Origin of the sequence: Geothrix limicola, from assembly GCF_030268085.1 — a bacterium.
GTDB lineage: Bacteria > Acidobacteriota > Holophagae > Holophagales > Holophagaceae > Geothrix > Geothrix limicola.
Window position 1 is genome coordinate 74597 of the sequence record NZ_BSDE01000001.1, and the last position, 20779, is coordinate 95375.

The 20779-nt window shown below is 67.3% G+C and carries 21 protein-coding genes; 10 read left to right on the plus strand and 11 right to left on the minus strand.

Annotated features, from left to right (window positions below):
• Window positions 1-115: 115 nt before the first annotated feature.
• The 5 genes from rfaD to QSJ34_RS00375 all read right to left on the minus strand — a co-directional run bounded on the left by rfaD (window position 116) and on the right by QSJ34_RS00375 (window position 5224).
• A complete protein-coding gene (gene rfaD, locus QSJ34_RS00355; protein ID WP_285568807.1) occupies window positions 116-1054 on the minus strand; it encodes an ADP-glyceromanno-heptose 6-epimerase in 939 nt (312 codons plus the stop codon).
• Between the two features lie 216 nt (window positions 1055-1270).
• The gene (locus QSJ34_RS00360; RefSeq protein ID WP_285568809.1) at window positions 1271-2221 is read right to left on the minus strand and encodes a DMT family transporter; all 951 of its coding nucleotides are present in this window, start codon (window positions 2219-2221) and stop codon (window positions 1271-1273) included.
• A 65-nt stretch (window positions 2222-2286) separates the two neighbouring features.
• Window positions 2287-3249 carry a DUF1573 domain-containing protein gene (locus QSJ34_RS00365; protein ID WP_285568811.1) on the minus strand — a complete coding sequence of 321 codons (963 nt, stop codon included), beginning with the start codon at window positions 3247-3249 and terminating at the stop codon, window positions 2287-2289.
• Window positions 3250-3275: 26 nt separating this feature from the next.
• Window positions 3276-4244 carry a glycosyltransferase family 9 protein gene (locus QSJ34_RS00370; protein WP_285568813.1) on the minus strand — a complete coding sequence of 323 codons (969 nt, stop codon included), beginning with the start codon at window positions 4242-4244 and terminating at the stop codon, window positions 3276-3278.
• On the minus strand, window positions 4241-5224 hold the full coding sequence (locus QSJ34_RS00375) for a glycosyltransferase family 9 protein (RefSeq protein WP_285568815.1): 984 nt from the start codon (window positions 5222-5224) through the stop codon (window positions 4241-4243). Before QSJ34_RS00375 ends, QSJ34_RS00370 begins: the two co-directional genes overlap by 4 nt.
• Before the next feature lie 79 nt (window positions 5225-5303).
• Here QSJ34_RS00375 and QSJ34_RS00380 point away from each other — a divergent pair, with 79 nt between their 5' ends.
• The 9 genes from QSJ34_RS00380 (at window position 5304) to QSJ34_RS00420 (ending at window position 13684) form a co-directional block, all read left to right on the plus strand.
• Window positions 5304-6752, plus strand: a complete 1449-nt coding sequence (locus tag QSJ34_RS00380; protein WP_285568817.1) for a sigma-54-dependent transcriptional regulator — start codon at window positions 5304-5306, stop codon at window positions 6750-6752.
• The gene (locus tag QSJ34_RS00385; RefSeq protein ID WP_285568820.1) at window positions 6749-7336 is read left to right on the plus strand and encodes a type II secretion system protein; all 588 of its coding nucleotides are present in this window, start codon (window positions 6749-6751) and stop codon (window positions 7334-7336) included. The genes QSJ34_RS00380 and QSJ34_RS00385 overlap by 4 nt, the downstream gene beginning before the upstream one ends.
• Window positions 7333-7866 (plus strand): YceD family protein, encoded by a 534-nt coding sequence (locus tag QSJ34_RS00390; protein WP_285568822.1) that lies wholly within the window; start codon window positions 7333-7335, stop codon window positions 7864-7866. Before QSJ34_RS00385 ends, QSJ34_RS00390 begins: the two co-directional genes overlap by 4 nt.
• A 52-nt stretch (window positions 7867-7918) precedes the next feature.
• Window positions 7919-8104 (plus strand): 50S ribosomal protein L32, encoded by a 186-nt coding sequence (rpmF, locus tag QSJ34_RS00395; protein ID WP_285568825.1) that lies wholly within the window; start codon window positions 7919-7921, stop codon window positions 8102-8104.
• A 10-nt stretch (window positions 8105-8114) separates the two neighbouring features.
• Window positions 8115-9140 (plus strand): phosphate acyltransferase PlsX, encoded by a 1026-nt coding sequence (plsX, locus tag QSJ34_RS00400; RefSeq protein ID WP_285568828.1) that lies wholly within the window; start codon window positions 8115-8117, stop codon window positions 9138-9140.
• A 131-nt stretch (window positions 9141-9271) separates the two neighbouring features.
• On the plus strand, window positions 9272-10210 hold the full coding sequence (gene fabD, locus QSJ34_RS00405; RefSeq protein WP_285568830.1) for an ACP S-malonyltransferase: 939 nt from the start codon (window positions 9272-9274) through the stop codon (window positions 10208-10210).
• A 254-nt stretch (window positions 10211-10464) separates the two neighbouring features.
• Window positions 10465-12255: a 2-oxoacid:acceptor oxidoreductase subunit alpha gene (locus QSJ34_RS00410; RefSeq protein WP_285568832.1), complete on the plus strand. Its 1791-nt coding sequence runs from the start codon at window positions 10465-10467 to the stop codon at window positions 12253-12255.
• Between the two features lie 8 nt (window positions 12256-12263).
• Window positions 12264-13145: a 2-oxoacid:ferredoxin oxidoreductase subunit beta gene (locus QSJ34_RS00415; RefSeq protein ID WP_285568833.1), complete on the plus strand. Its 882-nt coding sequence runs from the start codon at window positions 12264-12266 to the stop codon at window positions 13143-13145.
• 14 nt (window positions 13146-13159) lie between these two features.
• Entirely contained in the window at window positions 13160-13684 is a 525-nt protein-coding gene (locus tag QSJ34_RS00420) for a ferritin-like domain-containing protein (protein WP_285568836.1), read from the plus strand.
• Between the two features lie 9 nt (window positions 13685-13693).
• On the opposite strand, the gene QSJ34_RS00425 is transcribed toward QSJ34_RS00420, so the two are convergent.
• The 5 genes from QSJ34_RS00425 to QSJ34_RS00445 all read right to left on the minus strand — a co-directional run bounded on the left by QSJ34_RS00425 (window position 13694) and on the right by QSJ34_RS00445 (window position 19038).
• Entirely contained in the window at window positions 13694-14356 is a 663-nt protein-coding gene (locus QSJ34_RS00425; RefSeq protein ID WP_285568839.1) for a hypothetical protein, read from the minus strand.
• A 4-nt stretch (window positions 14357-14360) separates the two neighbouring features.
• On the minus strand, window positions 14361-15926 hold the full coding sequence (locus QSJ34_RS00430) for a DHA2 family efflux MFS transporter permease subunit (protein WP_285568841.1): 1566 nt from the start codon (window positions 15924-15926) through the stop codon (window positions 14361-14363).
• A gap of 16 nt (window positions 15927-15942) precedes the next feature.
• Window positions 15943-17055, minus strand: a complete 1113-nt coding sequence (locus QSJ34_RS00435) for an HlyD family secretion protein (RefSeq protein ID WP_285568843.1) — start codon at window positions 17053-17055, stop codon at window positions 15943-15945.
• Between the two features lie 11 nt (window positions 17056-17066).
• Complete coding sequence (locus QSJ34_RS00440) at window positions 17067-18440, minus strand: TolC family protein (protein WP_285568846.1); 1374 nt, start codon at window positions 18438-18440, stop codon at window positions 17067-17069.
• A 97-nt stretch (window positions 18441-18537) separates the two neighbouring features.
• Window positions 18538-19038 carry a MarR family winged helix-turn-helix transcriptional regulator gene (locus QSJ34_RS00445; protein WP_285568848.1) on the minus strand — a complete coding sequence of 167 codons (501 nt, stop codon included), beginning with the start codon at window positions 19036-19038 and terminating at the stop codon, window positions 18538-18540.
• 181 nt (window positions 19039-19219) lie between these two features.
• On the opposite strand from QSJ34_RS00445, the gene QSJ34_RS00450 reads away from it, so the two are divergent.
• Window positions 19220-20251 carry an alpha/beta hydrolase gene (locus QSJ34_RS00450; protein ID WP_285568850.1) on the plus strand — a complete coding sequence of 344 codons (1032 nt, stop codon included), beginning with the start codon at window positions 19220-19222 and terminating at the stop codon, window positions 20249-20251.
• Here QSJ34_RS00450 and QSJ34_RS00455 read toward each other — a convergent pair whose 3' ends face one another.
• A complete protein-coding gene (locus QSJ34_RS00455; protein ID WP_285568852.1) occupies window positions 20252-20680 on the minus strand; it encodes a hypothetical protein in 429 nt (142 codons plus the stop codon).
• Window positions 20681-20779: the final 99 nt, after the last annotated feature.

Below are 20779 nucleotides of genomic sequence, written 5' to 3' on the forward strand. Positions count from 1 at the left end.
GAGACACGGAGAAAGACAGAAGGATTGCACGGAGACGTCGTGTCTTCCCGGTGCCCTCCTCCGTGATAGCTCCGTGCTCTCCGTGCCTCCGTGGTGAAGCTCTGACGCCCCGGATCTAATGAATCTCCGCCAGGGTCGCCGCGATCCCCGCTTCCAGCTCGGTGAAGGGGGCCGTGTAGCCCGCCGCCCGCAGGGTGCGCACGTCCGCCTGGGTGAAGCTCTGGTACTTGCCGATCAATTCGTCGGGGAAGGGGATGTAGTCGATGCGGCCCTGACCGAGGTGCGCGATGAGCGTCTTCGCGATGTCGTTGAAGCTGCGGGCGAGGCCCGTGCCGGCGTTCACGATGCCCTTCGCCATGTTCGAACTGCCGAAGTGCAGGTTGATGGATACGATGTCGCCCACGTAGATGAAGTCGCGCTGCTGTTCGCCATCGCCGAAGCCGTCCGTGCCGCGGAAGAGCCGGCAGGCGCCGCTCTCCTTCAACTGGCGCAGCAGCTGGTGCAGCACGGACATCATGCGGCCCTTGTGCTGCTCGCGCGGGCCGAAGACGTTGAAGTAGCGCAGGCCCACGACGGGGCTCTGGATGGCGGGGAAGAGGCTGCGCACGTGCTGGTCGAAGGCCAGCTTCGAGTAGCCGTAGACGTTGAGCGGGCCCTCGTTGGCGGGCACGGGCTCGAAGGAGGGGCTGGCGCCGTAGGTGGCGGCGCTGCTGGCGTAGACCAGGGGCGCCTTGCGGGCCAGGCACCAGTGGAGCAGGGCCTTCGAATCCCCGTAGTTGTTCTCCATCATGTAGCGCCCGTCGGATTCCATCGTGTCGGAGCAGGCGCCGTTGTGGAACACGGCCTCGGGCCGCAGATCCAGCGTGCCCGCGTCGAGCCGCGCGCGGAACTCGCGCTTGTCCATGTAGTCGGACAGGGTCAGGTCCGCCAAATTGCGCGCCTTTTCGGCCCGCGCCAGATTGTCCACGATGAGGATGTCCGTGTGGCCGCGGCGGTTCAGCTCCCGCACCAGGTTGCTGCCCACGAACCCCGCGCCACCCGTGACGATGAACATGCCCGACTCCTCTGCCGCCCCCAGAATACCGTTACCTGGCTCCTAGCCGGGTCCTGCGGGAAAAAGCAGGAACCGCGAATGGGCGCGAATGAAGCAGGACTGCGGCTTATCCGTCAGCATTTCATTCGCGCGCCCGAAGGGCGATTCGCGTCCTTCGCGGTTCCAGTTCTTGTCTTGAAACCATTGAATTCGCGCTCGGATGGCCATCTGGAACGGCTACCCGATGACGTCTTCCGTTTCCACGGGACTCAGGCGGCGCAACAACCTCGGCCCGAGCTCGGCGACGAGCGTGGCCGCGAGGATGAGGCCGCCTCCCGCCAGTTGGATGGGGCTGAGGTGTTCGCGGATGCCCGGGATCCAGCCGCTGACGGCCAGGGCGGCGGTCCACACGGGTTCCGAGGAAAAGATGATGGCGCTTTCCGTGGCGCCCAGGCGGGCCTGAAAGGTGCTCTGGACGTAGAAGGCCAGGGTGGTCGCCAGCAGACCCATGAAGGCGAGTGACACCCAGGTGCCACCCCTGGCCAGGGCCGGTCCGGCGGCCTGGAAGCCGTAGGGGGCGGGCAGGGCGAGGGTGATGGCCAGCGAAATGACGGCCGTCACGGCCACCTGCATGAAGGCCAGCACCCACCCGGAGGACCGGCGCGAGAAGTGCGAGGTCATCACAATGTGGAAGCCGCAGAGGATGGCCGCGAGAAAGGTTTCGGAATCTCCCCGGTTCCATCCGCCCCAGGCCGCGCCCGGTTCGCGCACCAGCAGGGCCAGGCCCGTGAGGGCCACGAGGGCGCCCAGGCCGTGCGAGGGGCGCAGCCGGTCACCCACCAGCAGGGCCACCATGGGCGTGAAGATCACGTAGAGCCCCGTGATGAAGCCCGATTTCGACGTGGTGGTGAAGCGCAGGCCGTCGGTCTGCAGCCAGAACAGGGTGGCGAGCACCAGGCCCAGCCAAAGGCCGTCCAGCGCGTCCCTCCGCCGGATGGGCACCTTCAGGATCAGCAGCAGGGCGCCGAGGCCCGCCGTCCCGATGGCGAAACGGAGGCTCAGCAGGGCGCCCACCGAGAGCCCGGCCTGAAGGGCGTACTTGGCGGCGGGGAACCCCCCCGCCCAGACGACCGCGATGGCGGCCAGGGCGAACACGGCGAAGAGGTGGGACCTGCGGGCTTCCGGCATCCTTCCAGGCTATCGCCGGGGAGGACGGGCTCCGAGGGGAACTTGGTGGAAAGGGGTGATCGCCGCTATTTCAGCAGGGCCACCACGCGAACCGTCAACTCGGGCTGGTCCGGATCGTCCGTCGTAAGGGCGAGCACTTCGCTGTAGCGTCCGGCCTTCACGGTGGCGGGAAGGACCACGGTCAGTTCCGTGGTGCCGCCTTTCTGGCTGATGCCCTCCACCCGCATGCCCTGCAGGGAGGGGTGGCTGCCGGTGATGCGGAAGGCCTTGCCCTCGGCCTGCTTGAGCGTCAGCTTCTGGCGCAGCTCCTTGCCGGCCGCGTCCTGGAACACCAGTTCCGCGGGGCTGGACTGGATGGCGGGCTTGAGGTCCCACTGGATGTTCAGGGGCATCACGGTGGTGTGCGCATTGCTGAACTTCACCATGGCCTGCTCGACGCCGCGGAACTGGCCCGCGGGCACCTTGCGGCCGTCGAAGGTCACTTCCAGCACCACGTCCTTGCCCTCGGGCTTGAACCCGAAGCTGAGGAAGGGCGCCCCGGGGGCCTTCACATCCAGGATCTGGACCGTTTCACCGTTGCCGCTGGCGTAGCGGACCTGGCTGCGGCTGGCCGCGGACTTGGGAGCCTGGTGGAAGTAGACGGATTCCACCGAGGGCATGATCTCCTGCACCACCTCGGCTTCGAGGGTGAGGCTGATGTTGGGCGTCTTCGGGTCGTTGCAGACCACCTCGATGGATTTGCGCACGCTGCCCTTCTGGCCCTTGGGATCGAACTGGGCCTCGATCTCGGTGCTTTCCCCCGGCGCCAGGGACCACTTCCCGAGCATGGTGTACGTGCATCCGCAGCTGGGGCGCACCTGGGTGATGCTCAGGTAGGCGTTGCCCGTGTTGCTCACCTTATATTTGTGGGCCACCTTGCGGTCCGGCGTGATGCGGCCGAAGTCGTGATGGGTCTTGTCGAAGCTGATGACGGGCGCTTGGGCCATCAGGGTCACGGCGGCAGCGCTGAAGAGAAGACGTCGGAACATGCGAACCTCGAGAAGTCCTGTTGATTCTATACGGAGATCAGGGCCTGCAGTTCAGCCCAGACCTGGTCGGGACGGATCTCCACAAGGCAGGGGTGGCCCGGCGTGAAGCAGTCCCGCTTGAAGCAGGGTGCGCACGGGACGCCTTCCTTGCGGAGCCCGCGGCTCTTGGGTCCCCACGGCGTGGACCCGCCGGGATCCGTGGCGCCGTAGAGGGCCAGGGCTGGCGCGCCACAGGCCGCTGCCAGGTGGCTGAGTCCCGAATCGTTGCCGAGCACCGCCGCCGCGCCGCGCATCCAGGCCGCGGCCTCCTTGAGGCTCGTCCTGCCGCAGAGGTTCAGTCCCTCCGTCCCGGCCACGGCCGCGCAGGTGGCCGCCTCGTCCGGTGATCCCAGCACCGCCACGGCGAAGCCCTCGGCGCGGGCGCGCAGCAGCAGGGCGCGGAAGTGCTCCACGGGCCAGGCCTTCGACGGCCAGGTGGAGCCGGGCATGAGGCAGAGGTAGCGTTCCGCGGGCCGGTCGATGGGGACGGCCGGATCGAAATCCGCGAAGGGCATGGGTGGCAGATCCGGCCAGCGGCGCGCCAGCACCGCATGGTAGCGGAGGAGGAAGGGGCCTTCGGCCTCCCAGAAGGGGCCGCTGTGGGTGTTGAAGAAGCCCGCCAGGCTTTCATCCACGCCGATGCGCTCGGGCACCCGGGCCAGCCAGGCCGCCAGGGCGGGGCGCAGAGACTTGGGAAAGTGGATGCTGCGAGCCGCCTGGTGGTGTCGCAGGATGCGGGCCATGGCGAAGGGACTGGGCTTGCCGTCGTCCGGCAGCACCGCGTCGCAGAACCAGGTGCCCTCCACCAGGCCCACCGTGGTCTTGGGGCCCCACACGACGAGCGGGCCGACGCCGATTTCGCGCAGCAGGCGCAGGATGGGCAGCTGCATGGCGGCGTCGCCCACGAAGCGCGGGAAGCGTACCCAAGTTGCGTGGGCGGGGATCACGGCACTCATGCGCGTCCGCCCTCGCGTAGGCGCAGCGACCTTTCCAGGTGCGGCAGCAGAATCCCGGGATCGAGCCGGTCCATGCCGCCGGACAGATCCGCCTCGGGGCCGGGGTACTGCACCACCTGAACCTTGGTGCCCAAGGGCGCCCAGCGATCCGGGCTGTGGTTGGGGCGCAGGCCCATCAGGCAGAGCACCGGCAGGTCCAGGGCCGCGGCCATGTGGGCGGGGCCGGAGGAGGGGCTGAGGATCGCGTCACAGGCGGCCATGCGCGCCATGAGCCCGCGCAGGTCCGTGGGGGCGAGTTCGGAGGCCTCGGGGGGGCCGAGGAGGACGGGGGCCCAGCCGGCTTCCCTGAAGAGGGGCAGGGCCTTGGCCCACCAGTCCTGGCTGGGATGGGCGCCGGCCCCGGAGCCGCGGAAGAAGACGCCCAGGCGCGGACGGCCGAAAGCCTGCAGGTCCCGCTCGCCCTGGGCCCGCTCGGCCTCGCTCAGGTAGAGTCGCGGCGGGGTGGGGGCGCCGCCATCCAGGCCCCAGGGGCCGAGGAAATCCATCACGTTCATGGCTTCGTGGCGCCCGCTTCCATAGCGGCCCTTCCAGAGGAGATCCGTGGCGCCGAGGATCTGGGGCAGCTTGCGCGCCCGGGCCACGCGCACGGGTACCGCGGCCCGCTTGGCGGCCCGGATGACCTCCACGTCCCGGTGCCCCAGGTTGAGCACGGCCTGGGGCTTCAGCTGCGCGAAGAAGGCCTCCAGATCCTGGCCCTCCGTTCTTGCGTGCACACCCGCGACATCGGGATGCCCCGCGAGCAGGGGCGCCGAATAGGGCCGGACGAGCCAGTGGATTTCGAGCCCGGGAAACCGCGACAGAAGCCGCTGCTGGACGGGCAGGGACACCATCAGATCGCCCAGGGCATCCGTCCGGGCGAGCAGCACCCGCTCGCGCCCTTCGAAGCCGAGGTTGCGTCGCGCGGAGAAGAGGTGCTTCACGGGACTCCAGGAAAGGGTTCAGGATAGGATGACTGACCCAGCACGTCACAAACCTCGGGCGTCACACTCACAGGTTGCCATGTCCCTTGCCTCGACCCAACGGATCCTGCTGGTGGAGGACGAACCCGGCCTCCGGGAGGTCCTGACCCTGGCCCTGGAGGGGGCGGGCTTCAAGTGCGAGGCGGTCTCGGGCATCGAAGAGGCCCAGCAGTCCCTGCGGGAGACGACCTTCGACGGCGTGCTGTCGGACCTGAAGCTCAAGGATGGCTCGGGCATCGAGCTGCTGGGCTGGATGAAGGAGCAGGGCCTGGAGACGCCCGTCGTCATCATGACGGCCTACGCCACCACGGAAACCACCGTGCAGGCGCTCAACCAGGGCGCCGTGGACTTCATCACCAAGCCCTTCAAGCACGAGGATCTCATCGCCACGCTCAAGGGGCTGCTGGCCTCCGCCGAGCCCGAGGCACCGCCGCCCTCGGACCTGGGCGAACTGGTGGGCGTGGGCCCCATGATGCGCAAGATCAACGCGCTCATCGGCAAGGTTTCCCGGGCCGACACGACGGTGCTGCTCACGGGCGAAAGCGGCACGGGCAAGGAAGTGGTGGCGCGCCTCATCCACCGCTACTCGGACCGCGCCAAGGGCCCCTTCGTGGCCGTGAACTGCGGTGCCCTGCCCGAGGCCCTGCTGGAAAGCGAATTGTTCGGCTTCGAGAAGGGCGCCTTCACCGGCGCCACGGCCCTGAAGCGGGGACTCTTCGAAGAGGCCGGCGGCGGCATCCTCTTCCTCGACGAGATCGGCGAAATGCCCCTCTCCCTGCAGGTGAAGCTGCTGCGCGTGCTGCAGGAGCGCCGGGTGCGGCGCCTGGGGGCCACGGAGGAAAAGCCCGTGGATGTCCGCGTCATCGCGGCCACCAACCGGGACCTGCGGGCCCGGGCCGAATCCGGCGCCTTCCGCGAGGACCTCTTCTACCGCCTCAACATCCTGCAGATCGAGCTGCCCCCGCTCCGCGAACGTCCCGAGGACCTGCCGGTGCTGGCCGAGCACTTCATCCGCCGCTCCTGCCTGAAGCTGGGCAAGCCGCCCATGCAGCTTCATCCCGAGGCCATGTCCCAGCTGCTCTGCCACCGCTTCCCGGGCAACGTGCGGGAGCTGGAAAACCTCATGGAGCGCTGCGTGGCGCTCAACCCCGGCGGCCCCATCACCCGGGACCTGCTGCCCGAAGGCTTCGGACTGTCGAGTTCGGCCGAACCCGCGAACCGGCCGCTGATCATCCCCGCCGAAGGCTTCGATCTGGAGGCCTGGATCCAGGCCCTGAAGGGGCATTTCCTCCGCCGGGCCCTCGACGAGGTCGGGGGTGTCAAGACCAAGGCCGGGAAGCGGCTGGGCATGAGCTTCCGGGCCTACCGCTACTGGCTGGCGGAACTCGGCGGGGTGGAGGCCCTTCCGAAGGAATTCCCATGGCCCGCCGACTTCCCCGCGCCCATGGTGGACGATTCCGGGGGAACCGAAGGCTCCAAGGAGGCATGATGCCCATGAATGCTTGCTTTTCCGGCCATTCCTGGCACACTGAAACGCTCGGATGCGACCCATCCGGCCCTTCCTACCGGACGCCTCCCATGACCTCGAACCCGAACCAGGCCTCTCGCAAGAGCCGCGGCTTCTCGCTGCTGGAGCTCCTGGTGGCGATGATGATCATTTCCGTGCTGGCCACGCTCGGCTTCAGACAGTTCAAAAAGCAGTCAGCCCAGGCTCGGCATATTAAGGCCGTGAATGAAATCACGATCGTGGGCGAAGGCCTGGATCAGTATTACCTGAAACACGGGCATTTCCCTGATTTTGGTAGCTTTGACGCCATGGTGGACAGCAATTCACCCCTGGCAAAGGAAAGCCTCATCAAATTGGGGATGTCAGCTGTGGACCCCTTCGGTCAGCCCTATGAGGGTAAGTCCAACAAAGCTACGTATGAACTCAAGTGCCTCGGTGACCCGAATGACCAGGAAGAACATGGCCTCATTGTCCGGACACCCGGGCAGATGACCACTGGTACCCCGGCTAATTCTTCGGAAGCCGCCCCCAAGGGCGAAGCACCTGACGCCGGAGCCAAGAAGTGATCAACCTCTACAACCTGCCCCCCGAGGGCCTTCGCCTGAACGGCACCACGGAGCGCCTGGAGCTCGAAGGGGACGTGTCCCTGCGCGACCTCAGCTGGTCGGTCTTCGCGCTGGCCTCGGACGGCGATGTGTTCCTCGAGGTGAAGGGCCAGGCCCTGTGGCAGGGCGCCTGCAGCCGCTGCCTGGCGCCGCTGGACCGGCCCCTGGCCGTCGAAAGCCAGTTTCTCGGCAGCAAGGACGCGGATCTGGTGGGCCGGGGTTCACACACCCTGGGCTCCCAGGATCTAGACGTGGTCTTCCTGCCGGAGGACACCCTGGACGAGGCCGAACTGGTGCGCGAGCAGTTCGAGCTCCAGGCCCCCATGCATCCCCTCTGCACCGAGGACTGCAAGGGGCTTTGTCCCAACTGCGGCAAGAACTGGAACAAGGGCCTCTGCCACTGCCGCCCTGAAGCCGAAAAGGAACCTTCGGCCCTGAACCGGGCCCTCACCAAGGCTCTGGCGGGAATCAAGCTGGACCCGGAATCCTGAAACCTTTAACCTGGAACATTGCGTTCTATCGTTCTACTCCTAGGAGCAAGCCATGCCGAATCCCAAGCGCCGCCATTCCAAGGCCCGCCGCGACCGCCGGCGCACCCATGACGCGCTGGAAGTCATGAGCGCCAGCACCTGCCCCAACTGCCAGACCCCCAAGCTGCCCCACCGCGTGTGCCCCAGCTGCGGCTTCTACCGCGGCAAGCTGGCCGTCCGCATCGCCGAGTCGGTCTAAGGGCCGGCCCTTGGACGGCCATCGCATCGCATTGGACGTCATGGGGGGCGACTACGCTCCCCATGCCACCTTGCAAGGCGCCCGGGAGGCCCTCGAGGCCTGGCCGGGGCTCCGACTGTTCCTCGTCGGGGACCTGGCGCGGATCCATCCCGAGATGGAACGCCATGGCTTCACCCAGGAACTGCTGAACCGGGCCGAGCTCGTCCATGCCTCCCAGACCGTGGTCATGGAGGACAAGGCGACCTGCATCCTGAAGGAAAAGAAGGACAGCTCCATTCGCGTCGCCGCCCAGCTCGTTCGCGAGGGGCGGGCCCACGGCGTGGTGTCCATGGGGCACACGGGCGCCGCGATGGTGGCCTCCAGCCTCGTCATCGGCAAGCTCGAAGGCGTGGACCGGCCGGCCCTGGCCAGCGTCCTGCCCAACATGAAGGGCGGCCCCACGGTCCTGCTGGATGTGGGCGCCAACGTGGATTGCCGCGCCGAGCACATCGCCCAGTTCGCGGTGATGGGCTCGGTCTACGCGACGGAAGTGCTCGGCCTGGAGCGGCCCCGCGTGGGCATCCTCAGCGTGGGCGAAGAGGACGGCAAGGGCACGGACGTGACCAAGGACGCCTCCGCCATGCTGCGCCAGATGGAGATCCGCTTCGAAGGCAACGCCGAGGGCCGCGACATCTGGAACGGCAACTTCGACGTCATCGCCTGCGACGGCTTCGTGGGCAACGTGGTGCTCAAATCCAGCGAGGCGCTCGCTGAAGGCATCCTCAACGGCCTGCGCGACAGCTTCATGGAAAGTGCCATCACCAAGTTCGCCGGCCTCCTGGCCAAGCCCGCCATGAAGCGCTTCAAGAAGAAGCTCGACTACGCGGAATACGGCGGCGCGCCGCTGCTGGGCGTCAAGGGCGTGAGCATCATCGGCCACGGCCGCAGCGACGCCAAGGCCGTGCGCAACGCCATCCGTGCCGCCCTCCGGGCCGCGGAGCACCGCCTCCACGAGCGCATCCAGGAGCGCGTGGCGCTGCTGCTCCCGCAGGACTGAACAACCTACCACGGAGGCACGGAGGGCACTGAGAAAGAAACACGGAGAAAAAGGCTGGTTCTACCCCGAGCATTTCTCCGTGTTCCCTCCGTGATCTCCGTGTCTCCGTGGTGAATCTTTTGGAGTCGTCGATGAGCAAGGTCGCGTGGCTGTTTCCGGGTCAGGGTTCCCAGGCCGTGGGCATGGGGATGGCGCTCGCGGAATCTGAGGCGGCCGCCCGCGGCGTGCTCCAGGAGGCCGACGTGGCCCTGGGTTTCCCCCTTTCGAGGCTGATGGCCGAAGGCCCCGAAGAGACGCTGAAACTCACCGAGCACACCCAGCCCGCCATCCTCACCCACAGCACCATGGTGGTGAAGGCCTGGGGCGCGAAGCTGCCCAAGCCCGACTTCGCCGCGGGCCACTCCCTGGGCGAGTACAGCGCCCTGGTGGCCATGGGTGCGCTGGATTTCGGGGATGCGGTGCGCACGGTGCGCGAACGCGGCCGGGCCATGCAGGTGGCCGTGCCCGTGGGCGTGGGCGCCATGGCGGCCCTGCTGGGCATGAGCCTGGCCGATGTGGAGGCGAGCTGCGCCGAGGCCGCCGCCTCGACGGGTAAGATCGTCGTGCCTGCCAACTTCAACGGGCCTGGCCAGATCGTCATCGCGGGCCATACCGAAGCGGTGGAAGCGGCCCTGGAAGCCGCCAAGGCCCGGGGTGGACGCAAGGCCATGAAGCTGCCCGTGAGCGCGCCCTTCCATTCCCCGCTCATGGAACCCGCCAAGGCGCACATGGAACCGATCCTTAAAACCCTCACTTTCAAGGCGCCCATCTGCCCCCTCGTCAACAACGTGGATGCGGCTCTGGCCTCTGAGCCCGAGGCGCTGCGGGACGGTCTCATCCGCCAGATCCCGGGGGCCGTACGCTGGCAGGCGACGTTGGACCTGCTGCTGGATCAGGGCGTCACGACCTTCCTCGAACTGGGTCCAGGCAAGGTGCTGGCGGGCCTCGTGAAACGCCAGGCCAAGGAGCGCGGCCTGGAAGTTTCGGCCCTGAGTCTGGGGACACCGGAAGATCTCGCGCAGCTGGGTTAATCTTCACGAGGGGGACCGCCCGCTCGCTGGGCTCGCTCTGCGTCCCCCTCGATCTCCCCACAGGCGATCCAGGCAGAGCCCGGATCGCCTGTCTGGCAGCCACTGGGGCCCTTTCCTTCCGGGAAGGTGTGATGAAAAGCAAGGGCCTTCGGGGCTAGGGTGGAGAGAACGCCACGATCATGATTTTCGTGTGCGGGACGTTGGGCTGCGAACAGCTGTCTGGCCATCCCCATCCACTCCCGCCGGAGGTGCCCATGCGCAAGGATCTTGTCTTCGGAATGGCTGGTTCGGGAGGAGATGGCATCGTCTCCGCCGGTGATTCGCTGCTCCAGGCCGCGGCGGCTGAGGGCTACCACGGCGTCATGACCAAGAGCTTCGGATCCCAGATCCGCGGCGGCGAATCCTCCTGCCGCGTGCGCATCAGCACCGATCCCATCCTCAACCCCGGCGGCAATCTGGACGTGGCCGTGGCCCTGAACTGGGAGGACTTTCTCAAGTTCGGCGCCGAGCTGCCCGTCAGCGGCAACACCGTGGTGATCTACGAGGCCGCCACGAACATCCCCGTGGATCAGATCCCCCTCGTCGGCGTCACGCCCCTGCAGGTGATCGCCGTGCCCATCGCCGAGATGGCCAAGAGCACCGCGGGCACCGAGCGTGCGAAGAACACGGTCGTGCTGGGCCTCATCGCGGGCTGGTTCGGCATCGGCGCCGTGGCCGTGATGAAGGGCATCCGGAAGAAGCTGGCCAAGAAGGGCGAGGAGCTGGTCGAAGCCAACCAGCGCGCCTTCGACGCGGGCCGGGCCTTCGCCATGGAGCACCCGCTCAAGGTGAGCATGAACGTCGTCGCCTCCGAGACCAAGGGCGCGGTCAAGCTCATCACCGACGGCAATGACATGTGCGGCGCGGCGGCGATCTTTGCGGGCTGCCAGTTCTTCGGCGGCTATCCGATCACGCCTTCGACTGAGATCATGCAGTTCTTCACGGACCACGTCTGGAAGTATGGCGGTGCCGTCCTGCAGGCCGAGGATGAGATCGCCGGCATCGGCGCGGCCGTGGGCGCCTCCTTCGCGGGCAAGAAGGCCATGACCGCCACCAGTGGTCCCGGCCTTTCGCTCAAGTCCGAGATGATGGGCCTGGCGAGCATCGCCGAATTGCCCCTCGTGATCGTGGACGTGCAGCGCGGCGGCCCTTCCACGGGCCTGCCCACCAAGACCGAGCAGTCCGACCTCTTCGCCGCGGCCTTCTCGGCCCACGGCGACGTGATCCGACCCGTGCTGGCGCCCACCTCGGTGGCCGACACCTTCCGCATCACCCTCGAGGCCTTCAACATCGCCGAGTACTACCAGACACCGGTGATCGTGCTGTCGGACCAGGAGATCGCCTCCCGCAAGGAGACGCTGGATCCCATCGACACCACCCAGTTCAAGATCCTCAACCGCGTCCGTCCCACCGGCGCGGACCTGCAGGACTACAAGCGCTTCAAGCAGACGGAAAACCACATCAGCCCCATCAGCCATCCCGGCATGCTCGGGGGCACCTACCTGGCCTCGGGCATCGAGCACGTGGAATCCGGCGCGCCCACCAACAGCGGCTCCGTGCACCAGCGCATGAACGACAAGCGCACGAAGAAATTCGATCCGCTGAAGGATCGCAAGGATCTGTTCACGGTCTACGGCAACCCCGATGCGCCCATCGCCATGGTGGCCTGGGGCAGCGTGGCGGGCGTGTGCCGCGAAGCCCTCGACATGGCTCTGGCCGAGGGGCTGAACGTCAAACTCCTCGTGCCCTACCTGCTCTATCCCGTGGCCGAAGGCGTCTACAACGACTTCTTCGCCTCCGTGCAGAAGGGCCTGGTCATCGAGCAGACCCACCTGGCCCAGACCTTCAAGCTGCTCCGCATGCACATCGATCTGCCCAAGGGTCTGAAGTCCCTGGCCCGCAGCGGTGCGAACCCCTTCCTGCCCGGCGAGATCGTCGCGGCCCTCCACCATCTCCTCTCGGAGCTGCAGCGCAGCCACGAGGGCAAGCTTCAGCCCCAGGAGTGAGGTCGACCATGAGCGCAACCGGCACCTGCGATTACCAAGCCAAGGACTACAAGAGCGACCTCAAGCCCATCTGGTGCCCCGGATGCGGCGACTACTCGGTGGTGCAGGGCATCTACCGGGCCCTGGCCGCCATCGGCCGCCCGCCCCACGAGATCGCCTTCGTCTCGGGCATCGGCTGCTCTAGCCGCATCCCCGGCTACACGACGGCCTACGGCTTCAACAGCGTCCACGGACGTTCGCTGCCCATCGCCCAGGGCATCAAGCTGGCCAACCCCGACCTGCTGGTGCTGGCCGCGGGCGGCGACGGCGACGGCTTCTCCATCGGCGGCGGGCACATCGCCCACCTCATCCGGCGCAACATGGACATCACCTACATCGTGATGGACAACCAGATCTACGGCCTCACCAAGGGCCAGCTCTCGCCCACCTCCCAGAAGGGCCGCGTCACCTGCACCTCGCGCTACGGCAGCCTGGAAGAGCCGGTGAATCCGCTGCTCTACACCCTGGCCTACGGCGCGGGCTTCGTGGCCCAGGCCTCGCCCACGGATCTGGCGGGCATGGCGAGCATCATCGAGGAGGCCATCCGCTACCCCGGTTTTGCCTTCGTGAACATCCAGTCGCCCTGCGTGACCTACGGCGAGGAGGCCCAGCAGATCAAGGGCCTCAAGGCCATCCAGGAAACGCTGGCCAGCCTGGGGCACAACCCGGCGGACCGCCTCGCGGCCATGGATCTCGCCCAGCACTACGGCGAGAAGCTCCACCTCGGCGTGTTCTACCGCAATCCCGAGCCGCCGCCCACCTACGGTGACCTTGTGAAGGAACGCCAGGCCCTGCTCTCCAAGGATGCCCTTCCCAAGGAGCGCATCCTGGATCTCTTCATCAAGAAGTGATTGGAGGGCCCGCCATGAACACACAAGGCATCAACTTCTTCAACCTCTCCCTGATGGACGCGCTGGACCTGGCGATCCTGGTGGAGGACGAAGCCGAAGAACGCTACGGGGAGTTCGCGGCGCAGATGGATCAGCACCGGACGCCTGACGCCGCGACCTTCTTCCGATACATGGTCGAGAACGAGGCCAAGCACGGCCGCGAGCTCCTGGCACGCCGCGTCCAGCGCTTCGGTGACGCGCCCCGCAACGTGACCCGCGCCATGATCTTCGACGTCGAGGCGCCCGACTACGATGCGGCGCGCGCCTTCATGAGCCCGCGCCAGGCCATGGAAGCCGCCCTGCTTTCGGAGATGAAGGCCCATGCCTTCTTCGCCGCGGCCCTACCGGGCATCAAGGATGACGAGGTCCGCGCCCTGTTCGAAGAACTGCGCGACGAGGAACTGGCGCACCAGAAACTCGTGCGGGCCGAACTCGCCAAGCTGCCCAAGGACAGCGGCCTGTCCGATGACGATTTCGTGGACGAACCCGCGGCGCAGTAACCGAGCCGGTCAGGCCTCGGAATTCCCGGCCCACATCTGGAACAGCACGACGCCGACGACCGCCGCCATGGCCAGGGCCAGGCCCGCGGCGCCCGCCCAGGCGGCCCAGAGGTGTTCGGGCCGTCCCTGGCGCAGCGCCCATTGGGCCATGTCGAAGGCCAGGAGGATGAGCGAAGCAACCAACAACCGCTTCCGGAATACTCCTTCTGTCCGCCGGAGGTAACCCCCCAAGGCCAGCAGGAAGAGGCCGGGGAAGACGGCCAGATGGAGGCCGCGAGCCCCGAGGAACCCCATCAGGCCCTCGGGCACGGATTCCAGGGCGATGGGGCGCAGGTCCTCGAAGCCGGTCAGGTGCGGATACTGCCCGCCCCGGTCATGGCAGGCGGCGCAGGTGTTCGTGACGATGGGCTCGACCTGGGCATAGCCCTCCCGGGTCGCGCCGCTGGCCACCCAGGCTCTGAACCGCTCCCGCTCGGCTTCTGTCGTATTCGTGGCCATCACGCCTTCGAGCACCGCCACGAGGCGGGAGCGGGCGGGTGGCGCGGCTTTCGGTGTGAGACTCAGCTCGCGCTTCAGCGCGGCGGCCAGACCCAGGCCGAGGGCCAGGGCCAGCGCGAGGACCGCCAGACTGGCGAAGATGCGTTCGGAGCGGGGAAGGGTGCGAAGCGGCATGGGATCAGTCGATGGCGATGGGTCCGGCGGCGCGGCTCTTCCGCATGAGGAAGATCAGCGGGAAGAGGGCGAAGCAGAGCATGCCCATGAACCAGAAGGTGTCGGTGAAGGCCATCATGTTGGCGTGCCGCACGACGGTGCCGTAGGCGGCGCCCTGGGCCACATGCGCCGCGTCCGTCGGCGACAGGCCCCCGCGCAGCACCCCCAACGAGGTGGCCCGGTCCAGGAAGCCCTGGTAGGCCGGGTTGCCCGGCGCGAGGTGGCCGATGAGGTTGGCCTGGTGGACCTGGGCCCGGCGGGAGAGCAGGGTGGTGGCGAGGGCGATGCCCGTGCTGCCGCCGATGTTGCGCACCAGGTTCATGAGGCCGGCGGCGTAGGCCGTCTTCTCGTGGGGGATGTGCTGGAAGGCCGACACGTTGATGGGGATGAAGAGGAAGGCAAATCCCAGACTCTGCACCACGCGGGACCACATGGCCGTCCGGAAGTCCACCTGCAGGTTGAAGCCCGCCATCTGGATGAGCCCCAGACCGCAGAAGAAGAAGCCCACGCCGATGAGCCAGCGGGTGTCGAACTTCTTCAGCAGTGTGGCCACCACGGGCATCATGATGAGGACCGCCAGGCCGCCGGGACTTAGCACCCAGCCGCTGAGCAGGGCCGTGTAGCCAAGCAGGGTCTGCAGGAAGATGGGCAGCAGGGCCAGGCTGCCGTAGAGCACGAAGCCCAGCACGAAGAGCATGAGGATCGCCACGGCGAAGGTGCGGTCCTTCAGCAGGCGCAGGTCCACGATGGGGCGCTCCTTCTGCAGCTCGTGGTAGACGGCGTAGAGCAGCATGACCACGGCGAGGATGGCGAAGAAGACGATGAAGTTGGAACCGAACCAGTCCTTTCGCTGCCCCTCGTCCAGCACGATTTCCAGGGAGGCCAGTCCGAGGGTGATGACGCCGATGCCCAGGTAGTCGAACTTCGCGCCCTCCTTGAGGGAGATGCGGTGGAAGGTGTGGGGATCGTGCACCAGGGCGCTGGTGAGGGTGAAGGACAGCAGGCCCACGGGGATGTTGATGAGGAAGATCCAATGCCAGCTGAAGTTGTCGGTGATCCAGCCGCCCAGCACGGGACCGATGATGGGGGCCAGCACCACGCCCATGCCGTAGACGGCCATGGCGGCGCCGCGCTTCTCGTGGGGGAAGGTTTCCACGAGGATCGCCTGGGAGATGGGCTGCAGGCCGCCGCCGCCGAGGCCCTGCAGCACGCGGAAGAAGATCAGCCAACCCAAGCTGGGCGCGATGCCGCACAGCAGGGAGGCCACGGTGAAGATGCTCACGCAGGTGAGGTAGAAGCGCTTGCGACCGATGAGGCTGGAAAAATAGCCGCCGAGGGGCAGCACGACGGCGTTGGCCACCAGGTACGAGGTCAGCACCCAGGTGGTTTCCTCCACCGTGGCCGAGAGGTTCCCCGCGATGTGGGGCAGGGCCACGTTCGCCACGCTGGTGTCCAGCACTTCCATGAACGTCGCGATCATCACCGTGAGGGCGATGATCCAGGGATTGATGTGGCGGTGGGAGGAAGTCACTGGGCGGTTCCTGGCGCTACTCGACGATGACCGTGGCCTCGACGTTCATGCCGGGGCGCAGGATGACCTTCTTGGCTTCCTCTTCGTCGATGCGGATCTTCACGGGGATGCGCTGGACCACCTTCACGAAGTTGCCCACCGCGTTTTCGGGGGGCAAGAGGCTCATGCGTGATCCGGTGGAGCCGGCGATGGAATCCACGTGGCCCTTGAGCACGAGGCCGTTCATGTCCACCTTGATCTCGGCCTCCTGGCCGGGCTTCATGCGCGCGAGCTGAGTCTCCTTGAAGTTCGCGGTGACCCAGGTGCGGTGCAGGGGGATGAGGGTGAGCAGGCCCTGGCCCGGCTGGATGGTCTGTCCGGCCTCCACGAGCTTGCGGGTCACCACGCCATCCACGGGGGCGATGATCTTGGTGTAGCCGAGCTGGAGGTCGAGACCTTCCTGGCTGGCCTTGGCCTGGTCCACCTGGGCCTTGGCGGAGGCCAGACGGGCTTCGGCGGCACCCACGGCCACCTTGCGGATGTCCGCCTCGCGCTGGAGCGAACCGAGCTTCTGCTGGGCGGCGCGCCACTCGCTGTCGGCCACCTCAGCCTGGGTGCGGAATCCATCGAACTGCAGGGCCGAGATCTCCTCGCGTTCGGCCAGGGGTTTCATGCGCTGCAGGTCGGTCTTGGCCTTGTCGAGACTGGCCTTCTTGGAATCCACGTTGGCCTTGGCCGTTTCGATGTCGGACCCGCGGGCCTGCTGGAAGGCCACCTGGGCCCGCTCCAGATCGGCCTTGGCGGCCTCCAGCTGGGCGAGGGCCTGGGCCAGCGAACCCTTGGTCTGATCGAGTCGCGCCTGGATGTCGCGGGGATCGACTTCGAGGAGGGTGTCCCCGGCCTTCACGGCCTGGTTGTCCTCCACGAGCACTTTCTCGACGGTGCCGTAGACGCGGCAGGAGACGGGCACGAGGTGGCCATCCACCTGGGCGTCGTCGGTGCTCATGCGGTTGCGGGAATAGAACCACATGCCCGCGGCGAGCAGCAGCACGAGGGGCGTGCCGATCTTCAGGGCGAGGAAGGCCTTGTTGCCGTTGGCCTCAGGCGCGCCTGAATTGGAGGCGGCGGGCGTGGAAGCGTCTTGATTCATCGGAGTCTCCATCAGCGTGCGAAGAAGGATTCGAGCTGCCCGGTCGCCCGGGCCAAGTCCGCGCGGGACTGGTTCAGGCGGTAGAGGGCGCTGATCTGGTTGTCGTTGGCCTTGGCCAGTTCGTCCTGGGCGTTGATCACTTCGATGTTGTTGCTGACGCCCGCCTCGAAGCGGTGCCGGGCCTGCGAAAGGGCCTCAGTGGAAAGCGTCACGGCGAGATTGGCCACCTCGACTTCATGGGAGGCAGCGTCCAGTTCGGCCTGGGCCACCTGGATCTCGAAGCCCACCTGGGCGCGGACCTCGCGGCGGGCCTCCTGCACGCGGCTCTGCTCGGACTGGGCCCGGGCGATCTGCGCAGACACGAGTCCGCCCGTGAAGAGCGGCACCTTGAGGCCGACGGAGATCTGGTACGTGGTGGTCGAAGGGAGGGACTGCAGTCCCGTGGAACCGTACGATCCCGTGGCCACGAGGGTCGGCAGGCGCAGGCCCTGGGCGGCTTCACGCATGTTCGATGCGGCCTTCTCGCGGGCATCCAGGACGGCGAGTTCAGGACGCTGCGCCAGGCTCGCCTGGAAGGTTTCCTGGAAGCCGGCGATGGGCATGGCGGGCGCCGCGAGGGAATCCGTCAGCTCGATGCGGGTGCCCGGTTCCAAATCCAGTGCGCGGCCGAGGCCCGCGAGCGCCGTGGTGCGCTGGGTCTGGGCCTGGATGAGCCGCTGGCGTTCCGCCTGCAGCTGCACCTGCGACCGCAGCGTGTCGAGTTTGGTGCCGACGCCCTGCTTCTGCTGATTCTCCGCCAGCTTCGCTAGGGCCTCGGCCAGCTCCACCCGGGATTCACTGGCCTGCACCGAAGCCGTGGCGCGCAGGGCGCGGAGATACTGGCCTACGACGATGGCGGCGATCTCTTCGCGCACGGCGCGGCCCTGGGCGCGGGCGGAATCCTCCGCGTGCTGGGAGGCCCGCCATTTCTTCCAGAGGCTCAGATCGAAGAGGGAGACCTGGGCTTCGAGGCCCATGTGGCTCCAGTTGTAGGGGCCCACTTCAGGCGGGAAGCCAGGGACCGTCATGCCCATCTGGGCGTTCAGGTTGTATTTGTTGCGCTGACCGAAGGCCTGGGCGGCCACGCTGGGCATGAGGGCCGCGGCGGCGGAACGGCGGTCGTCCCCGCTTTCGGCGATGGCCAGCAGGGACTGATGCACCCGGGGGTTCTGATCCAGGGCCGTCTTGATGGCCTGGGCCAGGGTGAGCTGGACCGTCCGACTGGACGTGGCCGGTGCGGAGGAAGGTGCGGGCGCTTGGGGCCAGGCCACTCCCGCGCTCAGCAGGGTGAGGAGCAGGGGCACTCGCACCGGGGTGCCAGCGATCCGGGAAGGGGTGCGGAACATGGAAGTCTCCATCCGTCGTGAAAAAGCTCGTGATCGATTCATGCGAGGATGCCTCGTGGGGTCGGTCCCGGCCTGGGCGGGAACGAAGGGGCGGCGCTCAGGTATCGCCGTTGGCGGGAGACGGGGCGGACTCGTCGCTGTTGGCCCGCATCCTCCGGAGGAAATCCTTGAAGAGCTCGACCTCAGCCCGGGTGAAGCCCTTGAGCTGGGCGTTCAGCACCTTGATCGCCACCGGCGGCAGTTGGGGATACAGCTCGCGTCCCGCTTCGCTTAGCTCCAGGCATACGACCCGGCGATCCTTGCAGCTGCGAACCCGCCGGATCAGGCCCTTTTCCTCCAGGCGGTCCAGCATGCGCGTCATCGAACCGGTGTCGTAGCGGCTGAAACGGCACAGCTCGGCCGCCGAGGAGCCGCATCCGTTGGCGATGCGCATGAGGATCACCCACTGGGCTCCCGTGATGCCCAGGCCGCCCATCTCGTCGTCGAGGGAAGCCAGCAGCCGCCCGGACACATCGGCGATGAGCCGCCCGATGCTGTCCTCCGGTGTGAAATTCTCGGAGGTGTACACGGGCTGGTGGGCTTTGGAATCCGTGGTCATGGGGGCTTTCAAATTAGATGCTTAAGCAATCACTGCCGAGGCAGTAATGTAGGGTGCCCCCCGGAGCTTGTCAACCGCGGGACCCGGGGCGTGCCCTAACTGTTTTCGTGAACCTTGGGCCTCTCCGCATCATGAAGGGTCTGACGCTGAAGGTTCAGCGACAACCGCTCCTGGAGTTCCGATGACACGCACCGGCCTGCTCATGCCCCTCCTGATCCTGCCGGGTCTCGTCCAGGCGCCTGCGGCCCAGGCAGCCGCACCTCAGTCACCCGTGCCTCAGTCAGCCACAGCGGCGGATCGTGAGATCGGTTTCCCGGGCTTCAACGCCTATCCCTTGAAGGGCAGCGTGAAGGCCGGCGGCGCCCACCCCTATTTCGCCGTGATGGTCGCGGGTTCGGGTCCCACTGACCGGGACTGGTCCAATCCGTTGATCGGCCTCCCCAGCCACGGGGGCCGCGACCTCGCCGATTGGCTGCAGGCCCAGGGCATCGGCTCGCTGCGCTACGACAAGCGCTTCATCGGATCCAGGAATCCCAAGCTGGACATCTCCCTGGACGCGCAGGTGGGCGACGTGAAGGGCGCGCTGCGGGCCGCGCGTGCGCTGCCCGAAGCGAAGGGGAAGAAGCTGCTGCTGGTCGGGCACAGCGAGGGCGCGCTGCTGTCGCTACTGGCGGCGGGCGAGGCTGACGCCGCGCTGCTGCTGGCCATGCCGGGCCTCAGCATGGGTAAGCTCATCCTCGCGCAGGTGAAGGCCCAGCTGGTGGCCGCCCAGGCCCCCGCGGAGGCGACGGCGCAGAACATGGCCTATCTGGAGGCGGCGCTCGACGCCATCCGGAAGAACCAGGATCTGGCCACGGACACCACAGGCATCGCGCCGGGCATCGTGGCCCTCGCGAGCGGCCTCGCCCGTCCCGAAAGCCGCGGCTTCGTGCGCGATCTGCTCGACCTGGATCCCTGGGGCGCGGCCCAGCGCCTGCCCATCCCCTGCGCCATCGCCTGGGGTGACCGCGACGTGCAGACCTGGAAGCCCGACGTGATGCCCGAGGATTTCAAGGGCGCGGTGATCCAGATTCCCGGCGCGAACCACCTCTTCAAACGCGAGACCCGCGTCAAGGCCGGACTCTCCGGCGCCGAGGCCATGAGCACGTACGGCGACAGCACGCCTCTGGCGGATCTGACGCCTCTCGCCGCCTGGCTGAAGGGGCTGAAGTAGCTACTTCGCCCCGGCGGGAACGGGGATGAAGAGGGTGTGGATGCCGCCGTGCTCGGAGGCCATGCCCGACAGGGTGAGGGTCTGGGCCATGTGCTCGCTGAGGTACTGGGCCAGGCTGGCCTTGCCGTCGCGCCGGGGATGGTGCGGCTCGGGCATGAGGATGTAGAGCGTGCCGTCGGCTGTGAGGAGGCCCGCGGGAGAGCCGGTTTTCACGCACATGGCGCCGCAGGCCTTGTGGGCCTCGCCGCGCTTGCCCAGCTGGGTGTAGCAGGAGACATCCACCACTTCGCCAGTGAGGGTGAGGGGCTTGGCTTCCGCCAGCACCTTCTTGTTGGCCTCGGCCGCCGCGGCTTCAAGCGTGGTGGCGGTCCACGCGGGAGTCTGGGGTGCGGGAGACTGGAGCAGCAGGAAGCAGGCGATCAGGATCATGGTCGCTCCTTGGAAAAGACCTTCAAAGTATAACTGATTGGCGAGAATGACAAGGTTGGCCTACGCCCGATGACGGAGTGGCCGAAAGGGCGTAGGAGG